This window comes from Melghirimyces profundicolus, from assembly GCF_003054245.1.
In the GTDB taxonomy this organism is placed as follows: domain Bacteria; phylum Bacillota; class Bacilli; order Thermoactinomycetales; family DSM-45169; genus Melghirimyces; species Melghirimyces profundicolus.
The window spans coordinates 15,812-31,886 of record NZ_QBKR01000018.1 but is presented as its reverse complement, the minus strand read 5'-3'; the positions used below and the strand labels follow the sequence as shown (position 1 = coordinate 31,886).

16 protein-coding genes are annotated in these 16,075 nt (G+C 56.0%); 1 reads left to right on the top strand and 15 read right to left on the bottom strand.

Features of this window, described 5'->3' with window-relative positions; all coding sequences use genetic code 11:
- From sigH to C8P63_RS12685, 11 genes are all read right to left on the bottom strand, one after another.
- A complete protein-coding gene (gene sigH, locus C8P63_RS12735) occupies positions 1-654 on the bottom strand; it encodes an RNA polymerase sporulation sigma factor SigH (RefSeq protein ID WP_211308285.1) in 654 nt (217 codons plus the stop codon).
- A 74-nt stretch (positions 655-728) separates the two neighbouring features.
- A complete protein-coding gene (locus C8P63_RS12730) occupies positions 729-1,238 on the bottom strand; it encodes an NYN domain-containing protein (RefSeq protein ID WP_108024778.1) in 510 nt (169 codons plus the stop codon).
- A gap of 3 nt (positions 1,239-1,241) precedes the next feature.
- Positions 1,242-1,985: a 23S rRNA (guanosine(2251)-2'-O)-methyltransferase RlmB gene (gene rlmB / locus C8P63_RS12725; protein WP_108024776.1), complete on the bottom strand. Its 744-nt coding sequence runs from the start codon at positions 1,983-1,985 to the stop codon at positions 1,242-1,244.
- A complete protein-coding gene (locus C8P63_RS12720; protein ID WP_108024774.1) occupies positions 1,975-2,412 on the bottom strand; it encodes a Mini-ribonuclease 3 in 438 nt (145 codons plus the stop codon). The genes rlmB and C8P63_RS12720 overlap by 11 nt, the downstream gene beginning before the upstream one ends.
- A 1-nt stretch (position 2,413) precedes the next feature.
- Positions 2,414-3,814 carry a cysteine--tRNA ligase gene (gene cysS, locus C8P63_RS12715; protein WP_108024772.1) on the bottom strand — a complete coding sequence of 467 codons (1,401 nt, stop codon included), beginning with the start codon at positions 3,812-3,814 and terminating at the stop codon, positions 2,414-2,416.
- Positions 3,774-4,481, bottom strand: a complete 708-nt coding sequence (gene cysE / locus C8P63_RS12710; protein ID WP_170109647.1) for a serine O-acetyltransferase — start codon at positions 4,479-4,481, stop codon at positions 3,774-3,776. Before cysE ends, cysS begins: the two co-directional genes overlap by 41 nt.
- Before the next feature lie 429 nt (positions 4,482-4,910).
- Entirely contained in the window at positions 4,911-6,398 is a 1,488-nt protein-coding gene (gene gltX / locus C8P63_RS12705; protein ID WP_108024770.1) for a glutamate--tRNA ligase, read from the bottom strand.
- Between the two features lie 26 nt (positions 6,399-6,424).
- The gene (ispF, locus tag C8P63_RS12700) at positions 6,425-6,907 is read right to left on the bottom strand and encodes a 2-C-methyl-D-erythritol 2,4-cyclodiphosphate synthase (protein ID WP_108024768.1); all 483 of its coding nucleotides are present in this window, start codon (positions 6,905-6,907) and stop codon (positions 6,425-6,427) included.
- The gene (gene ispD, locus C8P63_RS12695; RefSeq protein WP_108024766.1) at positions 6,882-7,595 is read right to left on the bottom strand and encodes a 2-C-methyl-D-erythritol 4-phosphate cytidylyltransferase; all 714 of its coding nucleotides are present in this window, start codon (positions 7,593-7,595) and stop codon (positions 6,882-6,884) included. The genes ispF and ispD overlap by 26 nt, the downstream gene beginning before the upstream one ends.
- Before the next feature lie 79 nt (positions 7,596-7,674).
- The gene (locus C8P63_RS12690; protein ID WP_108024765.1) at positions 7,675-8,772 is read right to left on the bottom strand and encodes a PIN/TRAM domain-containing protein; all 1,098 of its coding nucleotides are present in this window, start codon (positions 8,770-8,772) and stop codon (positions 7,675-7,677) included.
- A gap of 103 nt (positions 8,773-8,875) precedes the next feature.
- The gene (locus C8P63_RS12685; protein WP_108024908.1) at positions 8,876-9,373 is read right to left on the bottom strand and encodes a CarD family transcriptional regulator; all 498 of its coding nucleotides are present in this window, start codon (positions 9,371-9,373) and stop codon (positions 8,876-8,878) included.
- A 278-nt stretch (positions 9,374-9,651) separates the two neighbouring features.
- Between C8P63_RS12685 and C8P63_RS12680 the strand changes: the two genes are divergently transcribed.
- On the top strand, positions 9,652-10,047 hold the full coding sequence (locus tag C8P63_RS12680) for a nucleoside triphosphate pyrophosphohydrolase family protein (protein WP_108024763.1): 396 nt from the start codon (positions 9,652-9,654) through the stop codon (positions 10,045-10,047).
- Between the two features lie 195 nt (positions 10,048-10,242).
- Here C8P63_RS12680 and pssA read toward each other — a convergent pair whose 3' ends face one another.
- The 4 genes from pssA to clpC form a co-directional block, all read right to left on the bottom strand.
- On the bottom strand, positions 10,243-10,956 hold the full coding sequence (gene pssA / locus C8P63_RS12675) for a CDP-diacylglycerol--serine O-phosphatidyltransferase (protein WP_108024760.1): 714 nt from the start codon (positions 10,954-10,956) through the stop codon (positions 10,243-10,245).
- Positions 10,957-11,053: 97 nt separating this feature from the next.
- Positions 11,054-12,130, bottom strand: a complete 1,077-nt coding sequence (disA, locus tag C8P63_RS12670) for a DNA integrity scanning diadenylate cyclase DisA (protein ID WP_108024758.1) — start codon at positions 12,128-12,130, stop codon at positions 11,054-11,056.
- A gap of 5 nt (positions 12,131-12,135) precedes the next feature.
- Positions 12,136-13,509 (bottom strand): DNA repair protein RadA, encoded by a 1,374-nt coding sequence (gene radA / locus C8P63_RS12665; protein WP_108024756.1) that lies wholly within the window; start codon positions 13,507-13,509, stop codon positions 12,136-12,138.
- A gap of 100 nt (positions 13,510-13,609) precedes the next feature.
- Positions 13,610-16,054, bottom strand: a complete 2,445-nt coding sequence (gene clpC, locus C8P63_RS12660) for an ATP-dependent protease ATP-binding subunit ClpC (RefSeq protein ID WP_108024754.1) — start codon at positions 16,052-16,054, stop codon at positions 13,610-13,612.
- Positions 16,055-16,075 lie beyond the last annotated feature (21 nt).

The window sequence follows — 16,075 nt, the reverse complement described above, 5'->3', positions numbered from 1 at the left end:
TCAGAACGAGACTTCACGCACTTCCAGGTAGCGCTCCAGCTTTCGCTTCACACGTTGCAGGGCATTGTCAATCGATTTGACATGCCGGTTCAGGTCGACGGCAATCTCCTGATAGGAACGTCCATCCAGATACAACATCAGCACCTTCCGCTCCAAATCGCTCAAAATTTGCGACATTTTATCTTCGATGTCATCAAATTCTTCCTGATTGATGTAAAGTTCCTCCGGGTCCGAAACCCTCCCCCCCGTCAGGATATCCATCAAGGTTCGGTCGGAATCTTCATCGTAAATGGGCTTGTCCAAGGAAACGTAGGAATTGAGCGGAATGTGTTTCTGCCTCGTGGCCGTCTTGATCGCCGTGATAATCTGACGTGTAATGCACAACTCGGCAAAGGCTTTGAACGATGCCAACTTGTCCCCGCGGAAATCGCGGATCGCCTTGTAGAGGCCGATCATCCCCTCCTGAACGATATCTTCATGATCGGCCCCGATCAGGAAGTAAGACCGGGCTTTGGCGCGGACGAAATTTTTGTACTTATTGATCAACTGTTCCAAGGCGGCTCCGTCACCCATGCGGACATACTCCACCAGCTCTTCGTCGGCCCTCACATCGAAGTCCGTCGTCGTGCATTGGAGATTGACGCTCACCTTCATCCCTCCGACCCGTTGGCTGGAAACCATGATAGGTTCATTATAGCCGAGTTGCAACAAAAACGTCAAATTTTCACCTATTTTTTCCGCCTCCAATTTTCGAATGTTCTGAGTATATCTCCCTTCAACCCTTGACCCAAGGTTCGTCTGCCGCTCTTTGATTCCTCGATTTTGCGGGAGATGGCGGCTTTCATGAACCGGAGCTCCTCCAGAAGCTCGCGGGAGGACAGGCGATAAGCCCCCTGGCCGAAGACCATGCGCTGTTCCAGATAGTCGGAAGTGGCGACATAAATCCTTCGTCCGGGAGCTTTGTTTTGTTTGACCAGCCGTTCAATCGCCTGATCCGCCGTTTCCTGTTCTTTGGTGTAAATCACATGGATCCGCTGTTCGTTCAGACGGGTCGCGCCGCCCGGCACACGGTGAGCGTCAAAAACCAGGAACACCCGGCGCCCCGTGGTGGACTGATATTCCGATAGAAGGGTCGTCAGGCGGTGGCGCGCCTCTTCCAGCGAAAGAGCGGACCAGTCCTCGCGGGCCCCGATCACGTTGTATCCGTCGACGATGAGCCACTCTTCCGTATGCTTCACCGGTCATCTCCCCCGGTCTCGGACCACTTCGTACATCAGAAGAGCTCCCGCGACGGAAGCATTGAGGGAGGATACGCTCCCTTTCATGGGAAGCCGCACCAAAAAGTCGCATTTCTGCTTCAGAAGCCGGCTGATCCCTTTCCCTTCGTTGCCGATCACCAGGGCGGTCGGTCCGGAATAATCGACTGTATCATACATCCCGGAAGCGTCGGCATCGCTTCCCACCAACCACACACCCCGCTCCTTCATTTCATCGGCCACCCGGTTCAGGTTGGTGACACGGGCCACGAGGACATGTTCAACGGCGCCGGCGGACGTTTTGGCCACCGTCCGGGTGAGTCCAGCCGCCCGCCTCTTGGGGATCACCACACCGTGAACCCCCGCGGCGTCCGCGGTCCGGAGAATGGATCCGAGGTTATGGGGATCTTCCATTCCGTCCAACAAAAGAAAGAACGGGGGCTCCCCTCGGCTTTCCGCCCTCCGGAAAAGATCTTCCAACTCCGCGTATCGATAGGCTTCCACCCGGGCGATCACTCCCTGATGATTGCCGCCCTCAGCCAGCCCGTCCAGCTTTTTTCTGGGCACGTGTTGCACGGGGATTCCCATCTTGCGAGCCTCTTCCAAAAGGGGAGCCAATCCCCCTCTCCCTCTGCCGGCCCCTTCGGCCACCAGGAGTTTTTCCATGTTTCGTCCCGCCCTGATCGCTTCCCGGATTGCTTGTCGGCCGATCAGCCATTCATTCTCCATGGTCGACGTCTCCTTCCAGTGTCTCAATGACCCTCGTCATCGCCTCCGTCAATCGCTCGGTCTGTCCGGTCAGATACCAGTAACCGACCAGAGTCTCCAGGCCCGTGCTATAACGGTAGTCCACCATTTTGACGTTCTTCGGCACGCTTCCCGATTTGGTGTTCCGTCCGCGCCGCAACACGTCCTTTTCCTCCTCTGTCAGCCAGAGCTCGACCCTGCGGACCACTTCCGCCTGCGCCCGTGCGGAGACGAAACGGACCGCCTCTTGGTGGATCGCGTTGGGACGGCTTTCCCCCCTGGCCAGGAGGTGATAGCGGACAAACAGTTCATATACGGCATCCCCCAGGTAGGCGAGAAGGAGGGGGTTGATCTCCGCAGGCTTCTTCTGTAACGTGACCCGTCCGGTTTGGCCCAAGATGTTTTCCATTTCATTTCCTCCGCCAACGTACACCCTGAGGGGTGTCTTCCAGGATGATTCCCCGTTCGGCCAGCCGATCACGGATGGCATCCGCCCGTTTAAAGTCCCGGGCGGCACGGGCTTGTTGCCGCTCTTCGATCAAAGCCTCGATCTCGGCCTCCAGGCTCTCTTCTTCTCCATCCACCACCAACCCGAGGATTTCGCCTCCGAACTGCCGGAGCCAGCCGAGAATGGCCGCGAGCGTCCCCCGGGGGACAACGGAACGGGCCACGGTTTCATTGGCAAACCGGACCGCATCGTACAACACGCTGATCGCATTGGCTGTGTTCAGATCATCGTCCATCGCCGCTTCAAACTCCCGCGTCAGTTCCGACAGCCGTTTGTTCACGGTCGGTTCGGCGTTCCCCGCTTCCGCCGTCTTCATCCGGTGGTGCAAGTTGGTGACCGCCGTATCGAAGCGTTCCAGGCCCCTTTCGATCTGGTGGATCGTCTCAAAGCTGAAGGAAACCGGGTTGCGGTAATGGGCGGAAAGAAGGAAGTATCGGAGCGCCCGGGGCTCATACTTCTCGCGCAACTCCACCACCCGGACGATGTTGCCCAGGGACTTGGACATCTTTTCGTTTCCCATCTTGATGTAGCCGTTATGAAGCCAGTAACGGGCGAAGGGTTTGCCCGTCCAGGCTTCACTTTGGGCAATCTCGTTCTCGTGGTGCGGAAAACACAGATCCATCCCGCCGGCATGGATATCCAGGGTGTCCCCAAGGTATTTCTTCGACATGGCCGAACATTCGATGTGCCATCCGGGGCGCCCTTTCCCCCAGGGACTGTCCCAGCTGATTTCACCGGGTTTCGATTTCTTCCACAAAGCAAAATCCAGCGGACTTTCCTTTTTCTCGTTCACTTCCACCCGTGCCCCCGCTTTCAGCTCCTCCAAGGTCTGGTGAGACAGTTTTCCGTAATCCTCTTTTTTCAGCGCCCGGTAATAGACATCCCCGTCCCGTTCATAAGCGTATCCTTTTTCCAGGAGAATCCGGATCCCTTCCACCATCTCTCCGATGTGTTCCGTCGCCTTGGGATGGACATCAGCCCGTTTCACCCCCAGGGCGTCCATGTCTTCAAAATAGGCACGGATATAACGTTCCGCCAGTTCTTTCACCGTCGTCCCTTCCTGTTGGGCTGTTTCGATCAGCCGGTCGTCCACATCGGTGAAGTTCTGGACATACGTCACCTCGTAGCCCTTGTATTCGAGATAGCGGCGAACCACATCAAAAAAGACGAAAACCCGGGCGTTTCCGATGTGGATGTAGTTGTAAACAGTGGGCCCGCAAACATACATGTTGACTTTCTTGTCCCTCAGCGGCCGAAAGGATTCACGCTTTTTGGTTTGTGTGTTGTACACGTGCAAGGTCATCTCGTTCCTTCTCCTCTCGGATGGTGTCCAGTTCTTTCCTTATCCGCTCAAGCTGACACCTGAGCCGGTCGATTTCGTTTTCCATTTCTCTGCAGGTCTCCTCGACCGGGTCGGGCAGGTTGACGTGATCGAGATCCTGATCGGCGGCGCTGCCGACCCGGACCCCGTTTTGAACCACCACGCGTCCGGGGACTCCCACCACCGTGGAATGGGGGGGAACCTCACGCAGCACCACGGACCCCGCACCGATCTTGGAATTCCGTCCGATCCGCATCGATCCGAGAACTTTGGCCCCGGAAGCGATCAGCACACCGTCTTCCACGGTGGGATGCCGTTTGCCTTTCTCCTTGCCGGTTCCACCCAGGGTCACCCCCTGGTAGAGGGTCACATTGTCTCCGATTTCACAAGTTTCCCCGATGACAACCCCCATGCCGTGGTCGATGAAAAACCCCCGGCCGATTTTGGCTCCGGGATGGATTTCAATTCCGGTCAGGAAGCGGGCGACCTGTGAGATGATCCGGGCAATGAGAAACCTCTTCCGGTTGAAAAACCAGTGGGCGATCCGATACATCCAGATCGCGTGCAGCCCGGAGTAAGTCAATACCACCTCAAAGGTGCTCCGGGCGGCCGGGTCCCGGTCAAAGACAGCCCGGACGTCCGATTTCATAATGCCGATAAATGCTTTCCAGCGTTGAAGGAAACTCACAGATTTCCCCCCCTTTGCTCGATAAAAAAAGCCTCCGCAGCCTTCGGCTGCAGAGACGGATTGTTCCGCGGTTCCACTCTGCTTGACCGGACGATCTTCCGGCCCGCTCTTCCCTGTAACGGCAGGGCACCGGCCCTTCCCTACCACCGACACCGGGTTCGGGAGGGCATGCTCGCGGGTGCACTTCCACACGGTCCGGAAACAGGGCTTTCGCAGCCAGTGAAGCCCCTCTCTGCCGAATCCGGAACCGGTGTACTCTCCCGGTCATCGCTTCGGTCATTCTTTTATTCCACTTGTCGCTTCATGCTATAGTTTCATTCTTTATTCCCCATTATATTACCGGTACTTGAAATCGGCAACTCGATGGATCTTCCCGTCGGAGGACGGCCTTCAGGCCAGGATTTGATCGCGCCGTTCCAAAAACCCTTTCAGGCGCGCCAGCACTTTCTCTTTCCCCAGGAGGCAAATCGTTTCCCGAAGATCGGGACCGTGCACTTCCCCGGTGACCGCTGCGCGGATCGGCATAAACAGCTTTTTCCCTTTGTGGCCGGTCTCCTTCTGCACCGTTTTGAGAAGCGCCTTCACCTCACCGGGGGTAAGGGCTCCTTCGAAGGTCTCCAGCTGCTTGATGAAACCCTCCACTACTTCAGGCACCTGCTCCCCGGAAAGGACCTCTTTGGCTTCCCCGGAGTATCTCGCTTCTTCCCTGAAAAACATCTCCGTCAGTTCGACGATCTGGGCCACATAATCCAGCTGTTCCTTGTACAAACCCACCAACCGGCTCACCCATTCCAGCTCTTCACCGGTGGGATTTTCGGAAATCCGGCCTGCCCGGGCCAGATGGGGAATCGCCAGATCGGTGATCCGTTCCGTGGAAGATTCTTTGATGTAATGGTTGTTCATCCATTTCAGCTTCCCGGTGTCAAAAACCGCCGGAGCTTTGGAAACCCGTTTCAGCGAAAAGAGGTCGATCAGCTCCTCTTTGGAGAAGATCTCCTCTTCCGCTTTTTCCCCTTCCGGGGCCCACCCTAAAAGGACCAAAAAGTTGATGATCGACTCAGGCAGGTACCCGAGCTCCCGGTACTGGTCAATGAACTGAATGACGGATTCGTCCCGTTTGCTCATTTTTTTCCCGTCAGGGTTGAGAATGAGCGAGGCATGGGCGAAAACGGGGGGTTCAAACCCAAGCGCCTCATACAGGAGAATCTGCCGGGGCGTGTTGGACAGGTGTTCCTCCGCCCGGACCACGTGGGTGATCTCCATCAGCGCGTCATCCACCACCACCGCGAAATTGTAGGTGGGCCGTCCGTCGGGACGCTGGATAATGAAATCCCCGACCCCGTCGGAGTCAAACCGCACTTCTCCGCGGACTTCATCCCGGACGGTGATGGTCCTTCCCTCGGGAACGCGAAAGCGAATGGAGGGAACTCTCCCTTCCTTTTCGAAGGCTTCCCGTTCCTCTTCCGAAAGATGGCGGCAACGACCGCTGTATTTTGGGGCCACTCCTTCAGCCAACTGCTTTTCCCGCTCCCTGTCCAGTTCTTCCTGGGTGCAGTAGCAGGGATAGGCCTGCCCCCCCTCAAGCAATTTGTCCAGGTGGGTTTGATACAGATCGAGCCGTTCCATGGAGCGGTACGGGGCATGGGGACCCCCCACATCGACGCTTTCGTCCCAATCGATCCCCAGCCACTTCAATGCCTCCATCTGCTTCTTCTCCGCGTCCGCTACATTCCGTTCCACGTCGGTATCTTCGATCCGAACGACAAACGATCCGCCGTTTTTACGGGCCCAGAGGTAACTGAAAAGCGCGGTCCGCGCCCCCCCGATGTGCAGATGACCGGTAGGGCTGGGCGCGTAGCGCGTGCGCACTTTCGCCATGGATTCTCCACCTCTCGCATACGGTTTCAGGACTGTGACGTTACCAAACAAACCACCGCCATTGCGGCGATCCCTTCCTCCCGCCCGGTAAACCCGAGGCGTTCAGTGGTCGTGGCCTTTATGTTGATATCCGATAAATCCGCTTTCAAAAGGTCGGCCACACGCTCACGAATCCTCGGAATGTGGGGAGCCATTTTGGGACGTTGAGCGATCACCGTGGCATCCAAATTGCCGAGGGCATACCCTTTTTCCTCAGCCATCTTCCATACCCGTTGAAGCAGTACCGCACTGTCGGCCCCTTCATAAGATGGATCCGTGTCGGGAAAATGGGTCCCGATGTCCCCCTTGGCCAAGGCCCCCAGCACGGCATCCGTAATGGCATGCAACAGGACGTCCGCATCGGAATGACCGGCCAGACCCCGGGGGTGCGGAATGTTGATCCCTCCCAGGATCAGCGGGCGTCCTTCCGCGAATTGGTGCACATCAAACCCTTGTCCCACTCTGATCATATCCATGGCTCCTCATCTTCCATATTGCTTCAGCCAACACCAGATCCTCCGGCGTCGTCAGCTTCAGGTTACTGTAATCGCCTTCCACTACCCGGACCTCCACGCCCATGGCCTCCACCAACATCGCATCGTCGGTTGCGGCGATGCCCCGTTTTTTCCCTTCCCGATGGGCTTGTACCAACAGAGTCCGGCGGAAAGCCTGAGGGGTCTGGACTGCCCACAGGCGACTTCGTTCCAGTGTACCGGCCACGGTCTTCGAGGAGGTGACTTCCTTGATGGTGTCTTTCACGGGGACGGCCAGGACCGCGGCATCATGGATTTGAACCTGTTCCACCAACGATGTGATTTGGTCCCGGGTGACGAAAGGACGGACCGCATCGTGGACCAGCACCCATTCTTCCTCCAGTTGGTCGAGGCCGTTGCGGACACTGTCCTGGCGTTCCTTCCCGCCGGCCGTCACCGTCACCCGTTCGGCCGGGACACGGAACCGGTCCAGAAGGCACCGGACCTCCTCCTCCGTACCGGGACTGACGGCCAACACCGCGCGGCTGATGAGAGGGTGGTCAAGAAAAACGCGGAGCGTGCGGATCAACACCGGTTCTCCGCACAGATCGAGAAACTGCTTGGCCACCGATCCACCCATCCTCCTCCCCTGGCCGGCTGCCGGGATCACCACACTAACCTTCACCTTGGTTATCTCCTTTCAAACACAAGAGGGCCCGGCGTCGGGTGGAATCTCGCCGCCGGGCGTAAGGTCAAACGCTTTCTCAGAGTGCCTTTTCCAATAACTTCGGTTTGGCGAAAATCATTCTCCCTGCAGATGTTTGTAACACACTGGTAACCAATACGTCAATCCGTTCGCCGATATATTCGCGACCGCCTTCGATCACGATCATGGTGCCGTCATCCAGATAGGCGACTCCCTGGCCGTGCTCTTTCCCGTCTTTAATCACCTGCACGTTGATCTCTTCACCGGGCAGCACCACCGGCTTGACGGCATTGGCCAGGTCGTTGATGTTGAGAACCTTGACGCCCTGCAACTCGCAAACCTTGTTCAGGTTGAAGTCGTTGGTTACCACTTTTCCGGACAACACTTTGGCGAGTTTCACCAGTTTGCTGTCCACCTCGGATACTTCTTCGAAATCACCCTCGTAAATCAGGACACGCATATTGAGTTCTTTTTGAATTTTATTCAGGATATCGAGGCCCCGACGACCCCGGTTCCGTTTCAACACATCGGAAGAATCGGCGATGTGTTGCAACTCCTCCAGAACAAAACTCGGTATGACGAGCGTTCCTTCCAGGAATCCCGTCCGGCAGATGTCGGCGATCCGGCCGTCGATGATCACACTGGTGTCGAGGATTTTATGTTCCACATTGTCGCGGTCTTCTTTGTCCTTTTTACCCCGGTCCTTGGCTTGACGGCCCATGGTGAAAACAGCGATCAGTTCATCCCGCTTTTTGTAACCGACCCGGAATCCCAGATAACCCAAGAGAGCGGACACCAATATGGGAAGAACGGAAGAGATCCCCGGCAAAGGCAGTTCGGACAGGGGTGGTTCGATCAGAAATGCTACAATAAGACCGAAGATCAAACCCATGGCACCAAACAACGTATCTGCCGCGGGGATTTTCACCAACCGTTCTTCGCTCCACTGGATCCACCGGACGACGTTGCCGGTAAACCAGAAAGTAAGAAGGTACAGAAAAAACGTTCCCAGTACGGCTCCGATGTATTGAGGCGCTGGTATATCGCCCAGTTGTAAAGGGGATCTGCTTAACATTCGAAACAGTGCCGGTCCCGTATAATAACCGAGTGTCGCTCCGATCAATGCAAAGGCCAATTGGACAGACCTTTTCAGCACGGGGCTTCACCTCCTCATTAGCATTATTGACAAACTCTAGAAATGAAAACCCTGTTTTTTGCATGTCAGAGGAAAAATCCCCGTCCTCCCCAGTCGTATCCTTTTAACCCGAGGCTTTGCTTTCGGAAAAAATGATTTCATCCAGCAGTCCGAAGGCTTGAGACTCTTCCATCTCCTTTGCCAGGACGAGTTCGCTGATCAAAATCTGGCGGGCATTGTCCAACATCTTGCGTTCCCCGGTGGATAACCCTTTTTCCTTTTCCCGCAACATGAGGCAACGAACCACGTCGGCCATGTCATGGATGTCTCCGCTTTTCATCTTATCGAGGTTGGCCCGGTAACGGCGATTCCAATTGTTGGATGAATCAGGGCTCCCGTTGGCCAGGCGGTCGATCACTTCGGAAATGGTATCTTCGTCGACCACTTCCCGGAGTCCGATGTTCTTCACTTTCGCCATGGGGATCATCACCTTCATATCGCCAACGGGCATCCGCATCACATAATATTTCTGCGATTCACCGAGGATTTCTTTTTCCTCGATCGCCTCGATGATGCCTGCACCGTGCATGGGGTAGACCACTTTGTCGCCGACATTGAACAAAAAACCCACCTCCAAGGGCAATATCCATTTCCAAGATATCACAACCCCGGAGGGAAGTCAATAAATTTGAAACGAATATCTTAGCATATACAACACATAAGCGTCAACACCTTTTTTAAAAAAGGAATGGTCCACGAGCCTGAATCCTGCGGTATAAATTGACACTTTCTTGTAGATCCGGCTATAATGGATCTGCATGGAATATTCAGTTGCTTCGGACATTTCGCCCATGCCCCGATCCGGTGCGGATGTTCGGAATGGGAAGAGGTGTTTGACAGATGGAAACCAACCGCCTGCAAACCTTTCAACAACAAGTGTCCGATCTGCTTTTGAGGCACAGAAGTGTGCTGGACGTCTCCTCCAAATTCCAGGAATCCAACAGCCGGGTGAACCGGGCCCTGATGAAGGCAGTCACGGATTGCGGTTGCATCAATATCCGGGCCGGACGCCAACCGTTCCAGGGGGAGGTTCCCCTTAATGAGATCAAAGGTTCCGTCAAAAGCCACCTGACCGGCCATCTGTGCGACCATTGCATGGATGTGCTTAAAGCCGAGATGGGTAAAAACCTCTTTTATCTCACCGCGATGTGCAACCTTCTTGACATTGAACTGGATGATGTGGTGCAACAGGAATCCGATAAACTTTCCACCCTCGGGGTATTCAACCTCAGGTAGGAAACTCAGGGTAATGAGGAAATGGACAAAAGGGCGTATATCACCATTCTATAATACCCGATTTGTCCCCTTCTCTTTTTAGATCATGTGGAATCAGGAGTAAAATGAAAATCGGACGCCCATGATTTTTTTCAATTTTCATCTACTGTTAAGAACGGTAAAAAAACACCCCTGGGTTTCAGGGGTGTTACCCGTTCAAGGTTTAAATTCTTCAATCGGTTCATCCCCGTTCTCTCTTCTTCTTCGGGAGACCGAACGCTTGACCCCGTAAAAAGCGTAGAGGACCAGCGGAACAAACACGAGCTTGGGGAATTCCTCCGGAAAACGGGCCGCCATCCAGCCCATCAAGATGATCAGGACGGGCGCCACCCAATAGGCGCTCCGGGGGATCCCCAACTTTTTGAAGTTGGGGTATTTGATCTGACTGATCATCAGATAGGAGAGAAACAGCATTCCCAGCACCATGAAGGCCGGTCCCGCAACCATCTCGCTGTACAGGGCCAACGTGGCGAGGACACCGCCCGCAGCGGTGATGGGCAATCCGATAAAATAGCCGGGAATGCCGGGTTTCACATTAAATCGGGCCAGACGGAGTGCTCCGCAGATCGGGAAGATGGCGGTGATAATCCAACCCATGATACCCAGTTGATAAAGAAAAGAAGTATACATAATCAGTGCAGGTGCCATCCCGAAGGAGATCACGTCGGACAGGGAGTCCAGCTCTTTTCCGAATTCACTTTGTGTGTTCAGCATTCTGGCGACACGGCCATCCAGCCCATCCAGGAACATCCCGATGATCACCATGATCGCCCCATGTTTCCATTCGCCGTGAAAGGCCAGGATGATGGCCATGATTCCCAAAAACAAGTTCCCGACGGTAAAGATACTCGGCAACGCTCTAGCTAACATGACAGGGAACCTCCTAAAAGTTGAAGATGCCGCCGGTTTGACGGTCACACCTCCCCTCCCAAGGATCAGGATTTACAGTGTATTCATTCTATGGAATTTAGATATGTCTGTCAATAAAGACCTGTTCCTGGATCCGCTTCAGCCCTTCTTTGATGGTGCGGGCCCGTACATCCCCGATTCCTTCCACCTCATCCAATTCTTCGATGGTGGCCATCATGACGCGGGGCAGGGACTCAAAACGGTCCACCAGTTTTTGGATGATCGGGGCCGGCAGCCGGGGAATTTTGTTCAGGATCCGGTAACCCCGGGGAGCGACTGCTTCTTCCTGAAGGTTGTTGTGAGAAGTGTAGCCCAGGATGCGAACGATGTTGGCATGCTCCAACAGCTCATCGGCGGAGAATTTGTTCAGGCGTTCCAGTACCTCTTCAGGCGGTTTGCAATGGGGATCCGCGCAATAATCCCGGATCACCAGGTGGGCCTCCTCTTCCACATGGACCACCAGTTCCTCCAGCTGCATGCTGATGAGCCGCCCCTCGGTACCCAGCTCATTGATATACCGTTCAATTTCGCTCTTGATACGCAGAACCATCTCGATCCGTTGAATCACCATGGATACTTCACTCAGGGTAACCAATTCCTCGAACTCCAACGCGCTCAGGTTGGTCATGGACTGATCCAGGACCGACTTGTATTTTTCCAGGGTCTGTATCGCCTGGTTTGCCTTAGTCAATATCACACCGATATCTTTCAGCGCGTATCGGTAATTTCCCTGATACAAGGTGATGACGTTGCGGCGCTGGGAGATGGAAATGACCAGTTTGCCCGTCTGTCTGGCGGTGCGCTGGGCGGTCCGGTGCCGGATCCCCGTCTCCGTCGACGGAATGGAGGAGCTGGGGACCAGCTGGGCGTTGGCGTACAGAATTCTTCGGCCATCATTGGAGAGGATGATGGCACCGTCCATTTTGGCCAACTCGTAAAGGTAAGCCGGAGCAAAGGGGCAATCGATGTGAAACCCCCCATCCACGATTTCCCGAACCGAGTCATCATAGCCCACGACGATCAACGCTCCCGTCTTGGCCCCAAGGACGTTGTCCAGGCCTTCCCGGAAGAGGGTGCCGGGCGCCACCAGACGAAGGATGTTGTTCTGAGCATGGTTTCTCTTCTCTTCTTTCAACTCATTTACCCTCCCAGCACCGCTTCCAAGGCTTCTTCCACCGATTCGACCCAAACGATCTCCAGATTTTTCGGGGGGGTCCAACCTTTTCGGTTCTTGGCCGGGACCACCACCCTCCGGAACCCCATGTTGGCCGCTTCCGCAACGCGGTTTTCCAGACGCGTGACACCCCGCACTTCCCCGGTCAATCCCACCTCTCCGATCACCACGTCCTTCGGGCGGGTGGGACGGTCCCGGAAACTGGAGGCGAGGCTCACGGCAACAGCGAGATCAACCGCGGGTTCATCCAGACGAACTCCCCCGACCACGTTGACATATGCATCCTGGTTCTGCAAAAACATCCCGAGGCGTTTCTCCAGCACGGCCATGATCATGGTGACCCGGTTGGGATCCAGTCCGGAAGCCATTCTTTTTGGCGTGGCGAAGCTGGTCGGGGACACCAAGGCCTGAAGCTCGATCAGAACCGGTCGTGTCCCTTCCATGCTGGCGGTGACAGCCGAGCCCGCCACTCCCGCCGGACGCTCGGAGAGGAACATTTCGGAGGGATTATCCACTTCCGACAGGCCTTCGGATTTCATTTCGAACAAACCGATCTCGTTGGTGGAACCGAAACGGTTCTTGACCGCCCGCAGCACCCGGTATGTATGGTGACGTTCCCCTTCGAAATACAGGACGCAGTCCACCATGTGCTCCAACATCCGCGGACCGGCGATCGCCCCCTCTTTGGTGACATGACCCACGATGATAACCGCCACCCCTTTCTCCTTGGCAAGCCTCATGAGTCGCCCGGTGCATTCCCTAACTTGGGCCACACTGCCGGGAGCGGAAGTGACGTCGGGAAGATAAATCGTCTGAATGGAGTCGATCACCAGCAGTCGGGGACTCACTTCTTCCACCAGAGCTTCCACGGCATCCAGGTCCGTCTCCGAGGCGACATACAGACGGGAGTCCAGGGCTTTCAGCCGGTCGGCCCGAAGTCGTGTCTGCTCGGCGGACTCTTCACCCGAGACATAGAGGATCGGCATCCCCCGAAGGGCCAGGCGGTGGGATGCCTGCAACAGGAGAGTGGACTTTCCGATGCCGGGATCGCCTCCCACCAGGATGAGGGATCCGGGAACCAATCCTCCTCCGAGGACCCGGTTCAACTCCCGGATCCCAATGTCGGACCGGGGTTCTTCCACTCCGCCCACTTCGGTGATCGGCACAGCGGGACGGTTTTCCCCGGTTCCCCTCCGCCCCCGAACCGCCGGTCTCCCCCCTTTGATGTCCCGTTCCTCCACCAGGGTGTTCCAACTTCCGCACCCCGGGCATTTGCCCATCCACTTGGGCGATTCGTAGCCACATTCTTGACACGCGAACTTTAACTTATACTTTGCCAAACGGGCTCTCCTTATCATCTATATGGTTTCTATAACCATTATATCAAAATCCTACACAAAAACGCACCTCCCGAAGCTTCGGGAGGTGTCAGGATTTGAACTATTGGGCAGAGGGGCTCATTTCGCTCCGGCGGACGGTCAGTTCACCGTCTTTCTCATCGATTTCCACCGTGTCCCCGTGTTTGATGTTCCCTTTGAGAAGCTCTTCGGACAAGCGATCCTCGATGTTCTTCTGGATGGCGCGGCGCAGCGGTCGGGCGCCGTAAGTGGGATCGAACCCGGCTTTGGCCAGGTATTTCGCCGCCGCATCGCTCAGCACGAAGTCGATCTCCTGTTCCTTGAGGCGTTTCCGGAGCTGATCGGACATCAGGCTGACGATTTCCTGCAAATGCTCCTCCTTCAGGGAGTGGAAAACGATGACATCGTCGATCCGGTTGAGGAATTCGGGACGGAATGCCTTTTTCAGTTCCTCCATCACATTGTCCTTCATCGCTTCGTATTCGTCTTGCGCCTGATCTCCGACGCTGAAACCGAGGCGTTTGTTCGACTTGATCAGGTCGGCCCCGACATTGGAGGTCATGATGATCACGGTGTTGCGGAAGTCCACCGTCCGTCCTTTGCCGTCGGTCAGCCGTCCGTCCTCCAGCACCTGAAGCAAGACGTTGAACACTTCGGGGTGGGCCTTTTCCACTTCGTCAAAGAGGACGACGGAATAGGGCTTGCGGCGGACTTTTTCCGTCAGCTGACCCCCTTCTTCATAGCCCACATATCCCGGAGGCGCCCCGACCAAACGGGCGGTGGAATGTTTCTCCATGTATTCGGACATATCCACCCGGATGATGGCCTCCTCATCCCCGAACATCGCCTCCGCCAGCGCACGGGCCAGCTCCGTCTTCCCAACGCCCGTGGGACCGAGAAAGATGAACGAACCGATCGGACGCTTGGGATCCTTCAACCCGGCACGGGCCCGGCGAATGGCCCGGGAGACGGAGCGGACCGCTTCGTCCTGTCCAATGACCCGTTTGTGAAGGATGTTTTCCATGTTGAGCAACCGTTCGGATTCCTCTTCGGCCAGTTTTTTCACCGGAATTCCGGTCCAGTTGGCCACCACTTCGGCGATGTCCTCGGGCCCCACTTCCGAATCCGTTTTGCCCTGGTCCTCTTTCCAACGGTTGCGGGTGGATTCCAGCTCCTCACGCAGCTTTTGTTCTTTGTCCCGGAGGGAAGCCGCCTTCTCGAATTCCTGGCTCTGCACCGCCGCATCCTTTTCTTTGCGGACTTCCTCCAGCTTCTGCTCCATCTCCTTCAGATCCGGGGGCACGATGAAGGAGGAAAGGCGCACTTTGGAAGCTGCTTCATCGATCAGGTCGATGGCTTTGTCCGGCAGGTAGCGGTCGGTGATGTAACGATCGGACAGTTTCACCGCCGCCTCGATCGCATCATCGGTGATCTTGACGCGATGGTGGGCCTCGTAGCGATCACGGAGACCTTCCAGGATCTGAACCGCTTCTTCCACAGAGGGCTCATCAACGGTAATCGGCTGGAAACGCCGTTCCAGCGCCGCGTCCTTCTCGATGTATTTCCGATATTCGTCCAGGGTGGTCGCCCCGATGCACTGGAGATCGCCCCGGGCCAGCGCCGGTTTCAGGATGTTGGAGGCGTCGATGGCGCCTTCCGCTCCCCCGGCGCCGATCAGCGTGTGCAACTCATCGATGAACAGAATCACGTTGCCCGCCTGCCGGATTTCGTCCATGATCTTTTTCAGCCGATCTTCGAATTCGCCCCGGTACTTGGTTCCGGCGACCACGGTGCCCATATCGAGGGTCATCACCCGTTTGCCGCGGAGCGTTTCCGGGGTTTCCCCGTCCACAATTCTCTGGGCCAAGCCCTCTGCGACCGCCGTTTTCCCCACCCCGGGTTCCCCGATGAGCACCGGGTTGTTTTTGGTCCGACGGGAAAGAACCTGGATCACCCGCTCAATTTCTTTTTCCCGTCCGATCACCGGATCCAGGTTATCTTCCTTGGCATCCGCCGTCAGATCCCGGGCCAGGCTGTCCAGTGTGGGTGTATTGGCATTGCTGGTCGAACCCTGGTGGGAAGAGACCGCCTCGGAGCTTCCGAGAAGCTGAAGTACCTGTTGACGGGCCTTGTTCAGGCTGACCCCCAGATTGTTGAGAACCCGGGCGGCCACTCCTTCGCCTTCCCGGATCAAACCCAGCAGAATATGTTCGGTGCCGACATAAGTATGCCCCAGCTTGCGGGCTTCGTCCATGGACAGCTCAATCACTTTCTTCGCCCTCGGAGTGTAAGCGATATTGGTCGGCTGACCCTGGCCCCTTCCGATCAGCGTTTCCACCTCTTTCTGGACCTTCTCAAGTCCAAGCCCCAAACCCATCAGGGCTTTGGCGGCAATTCCTTCTCCTTCCCGAACCAGCCCCAGCAGGATGTGTTCAGTGCCGATATTGCTGTGGCCCAATCGGACCGCTTCTTCCTGGGCCAGTGCGAGCACTTTTTGTGCCCGCTCCGTAAATCGTCCAAACATCATGGTCGAAACACCTCTCTCTTT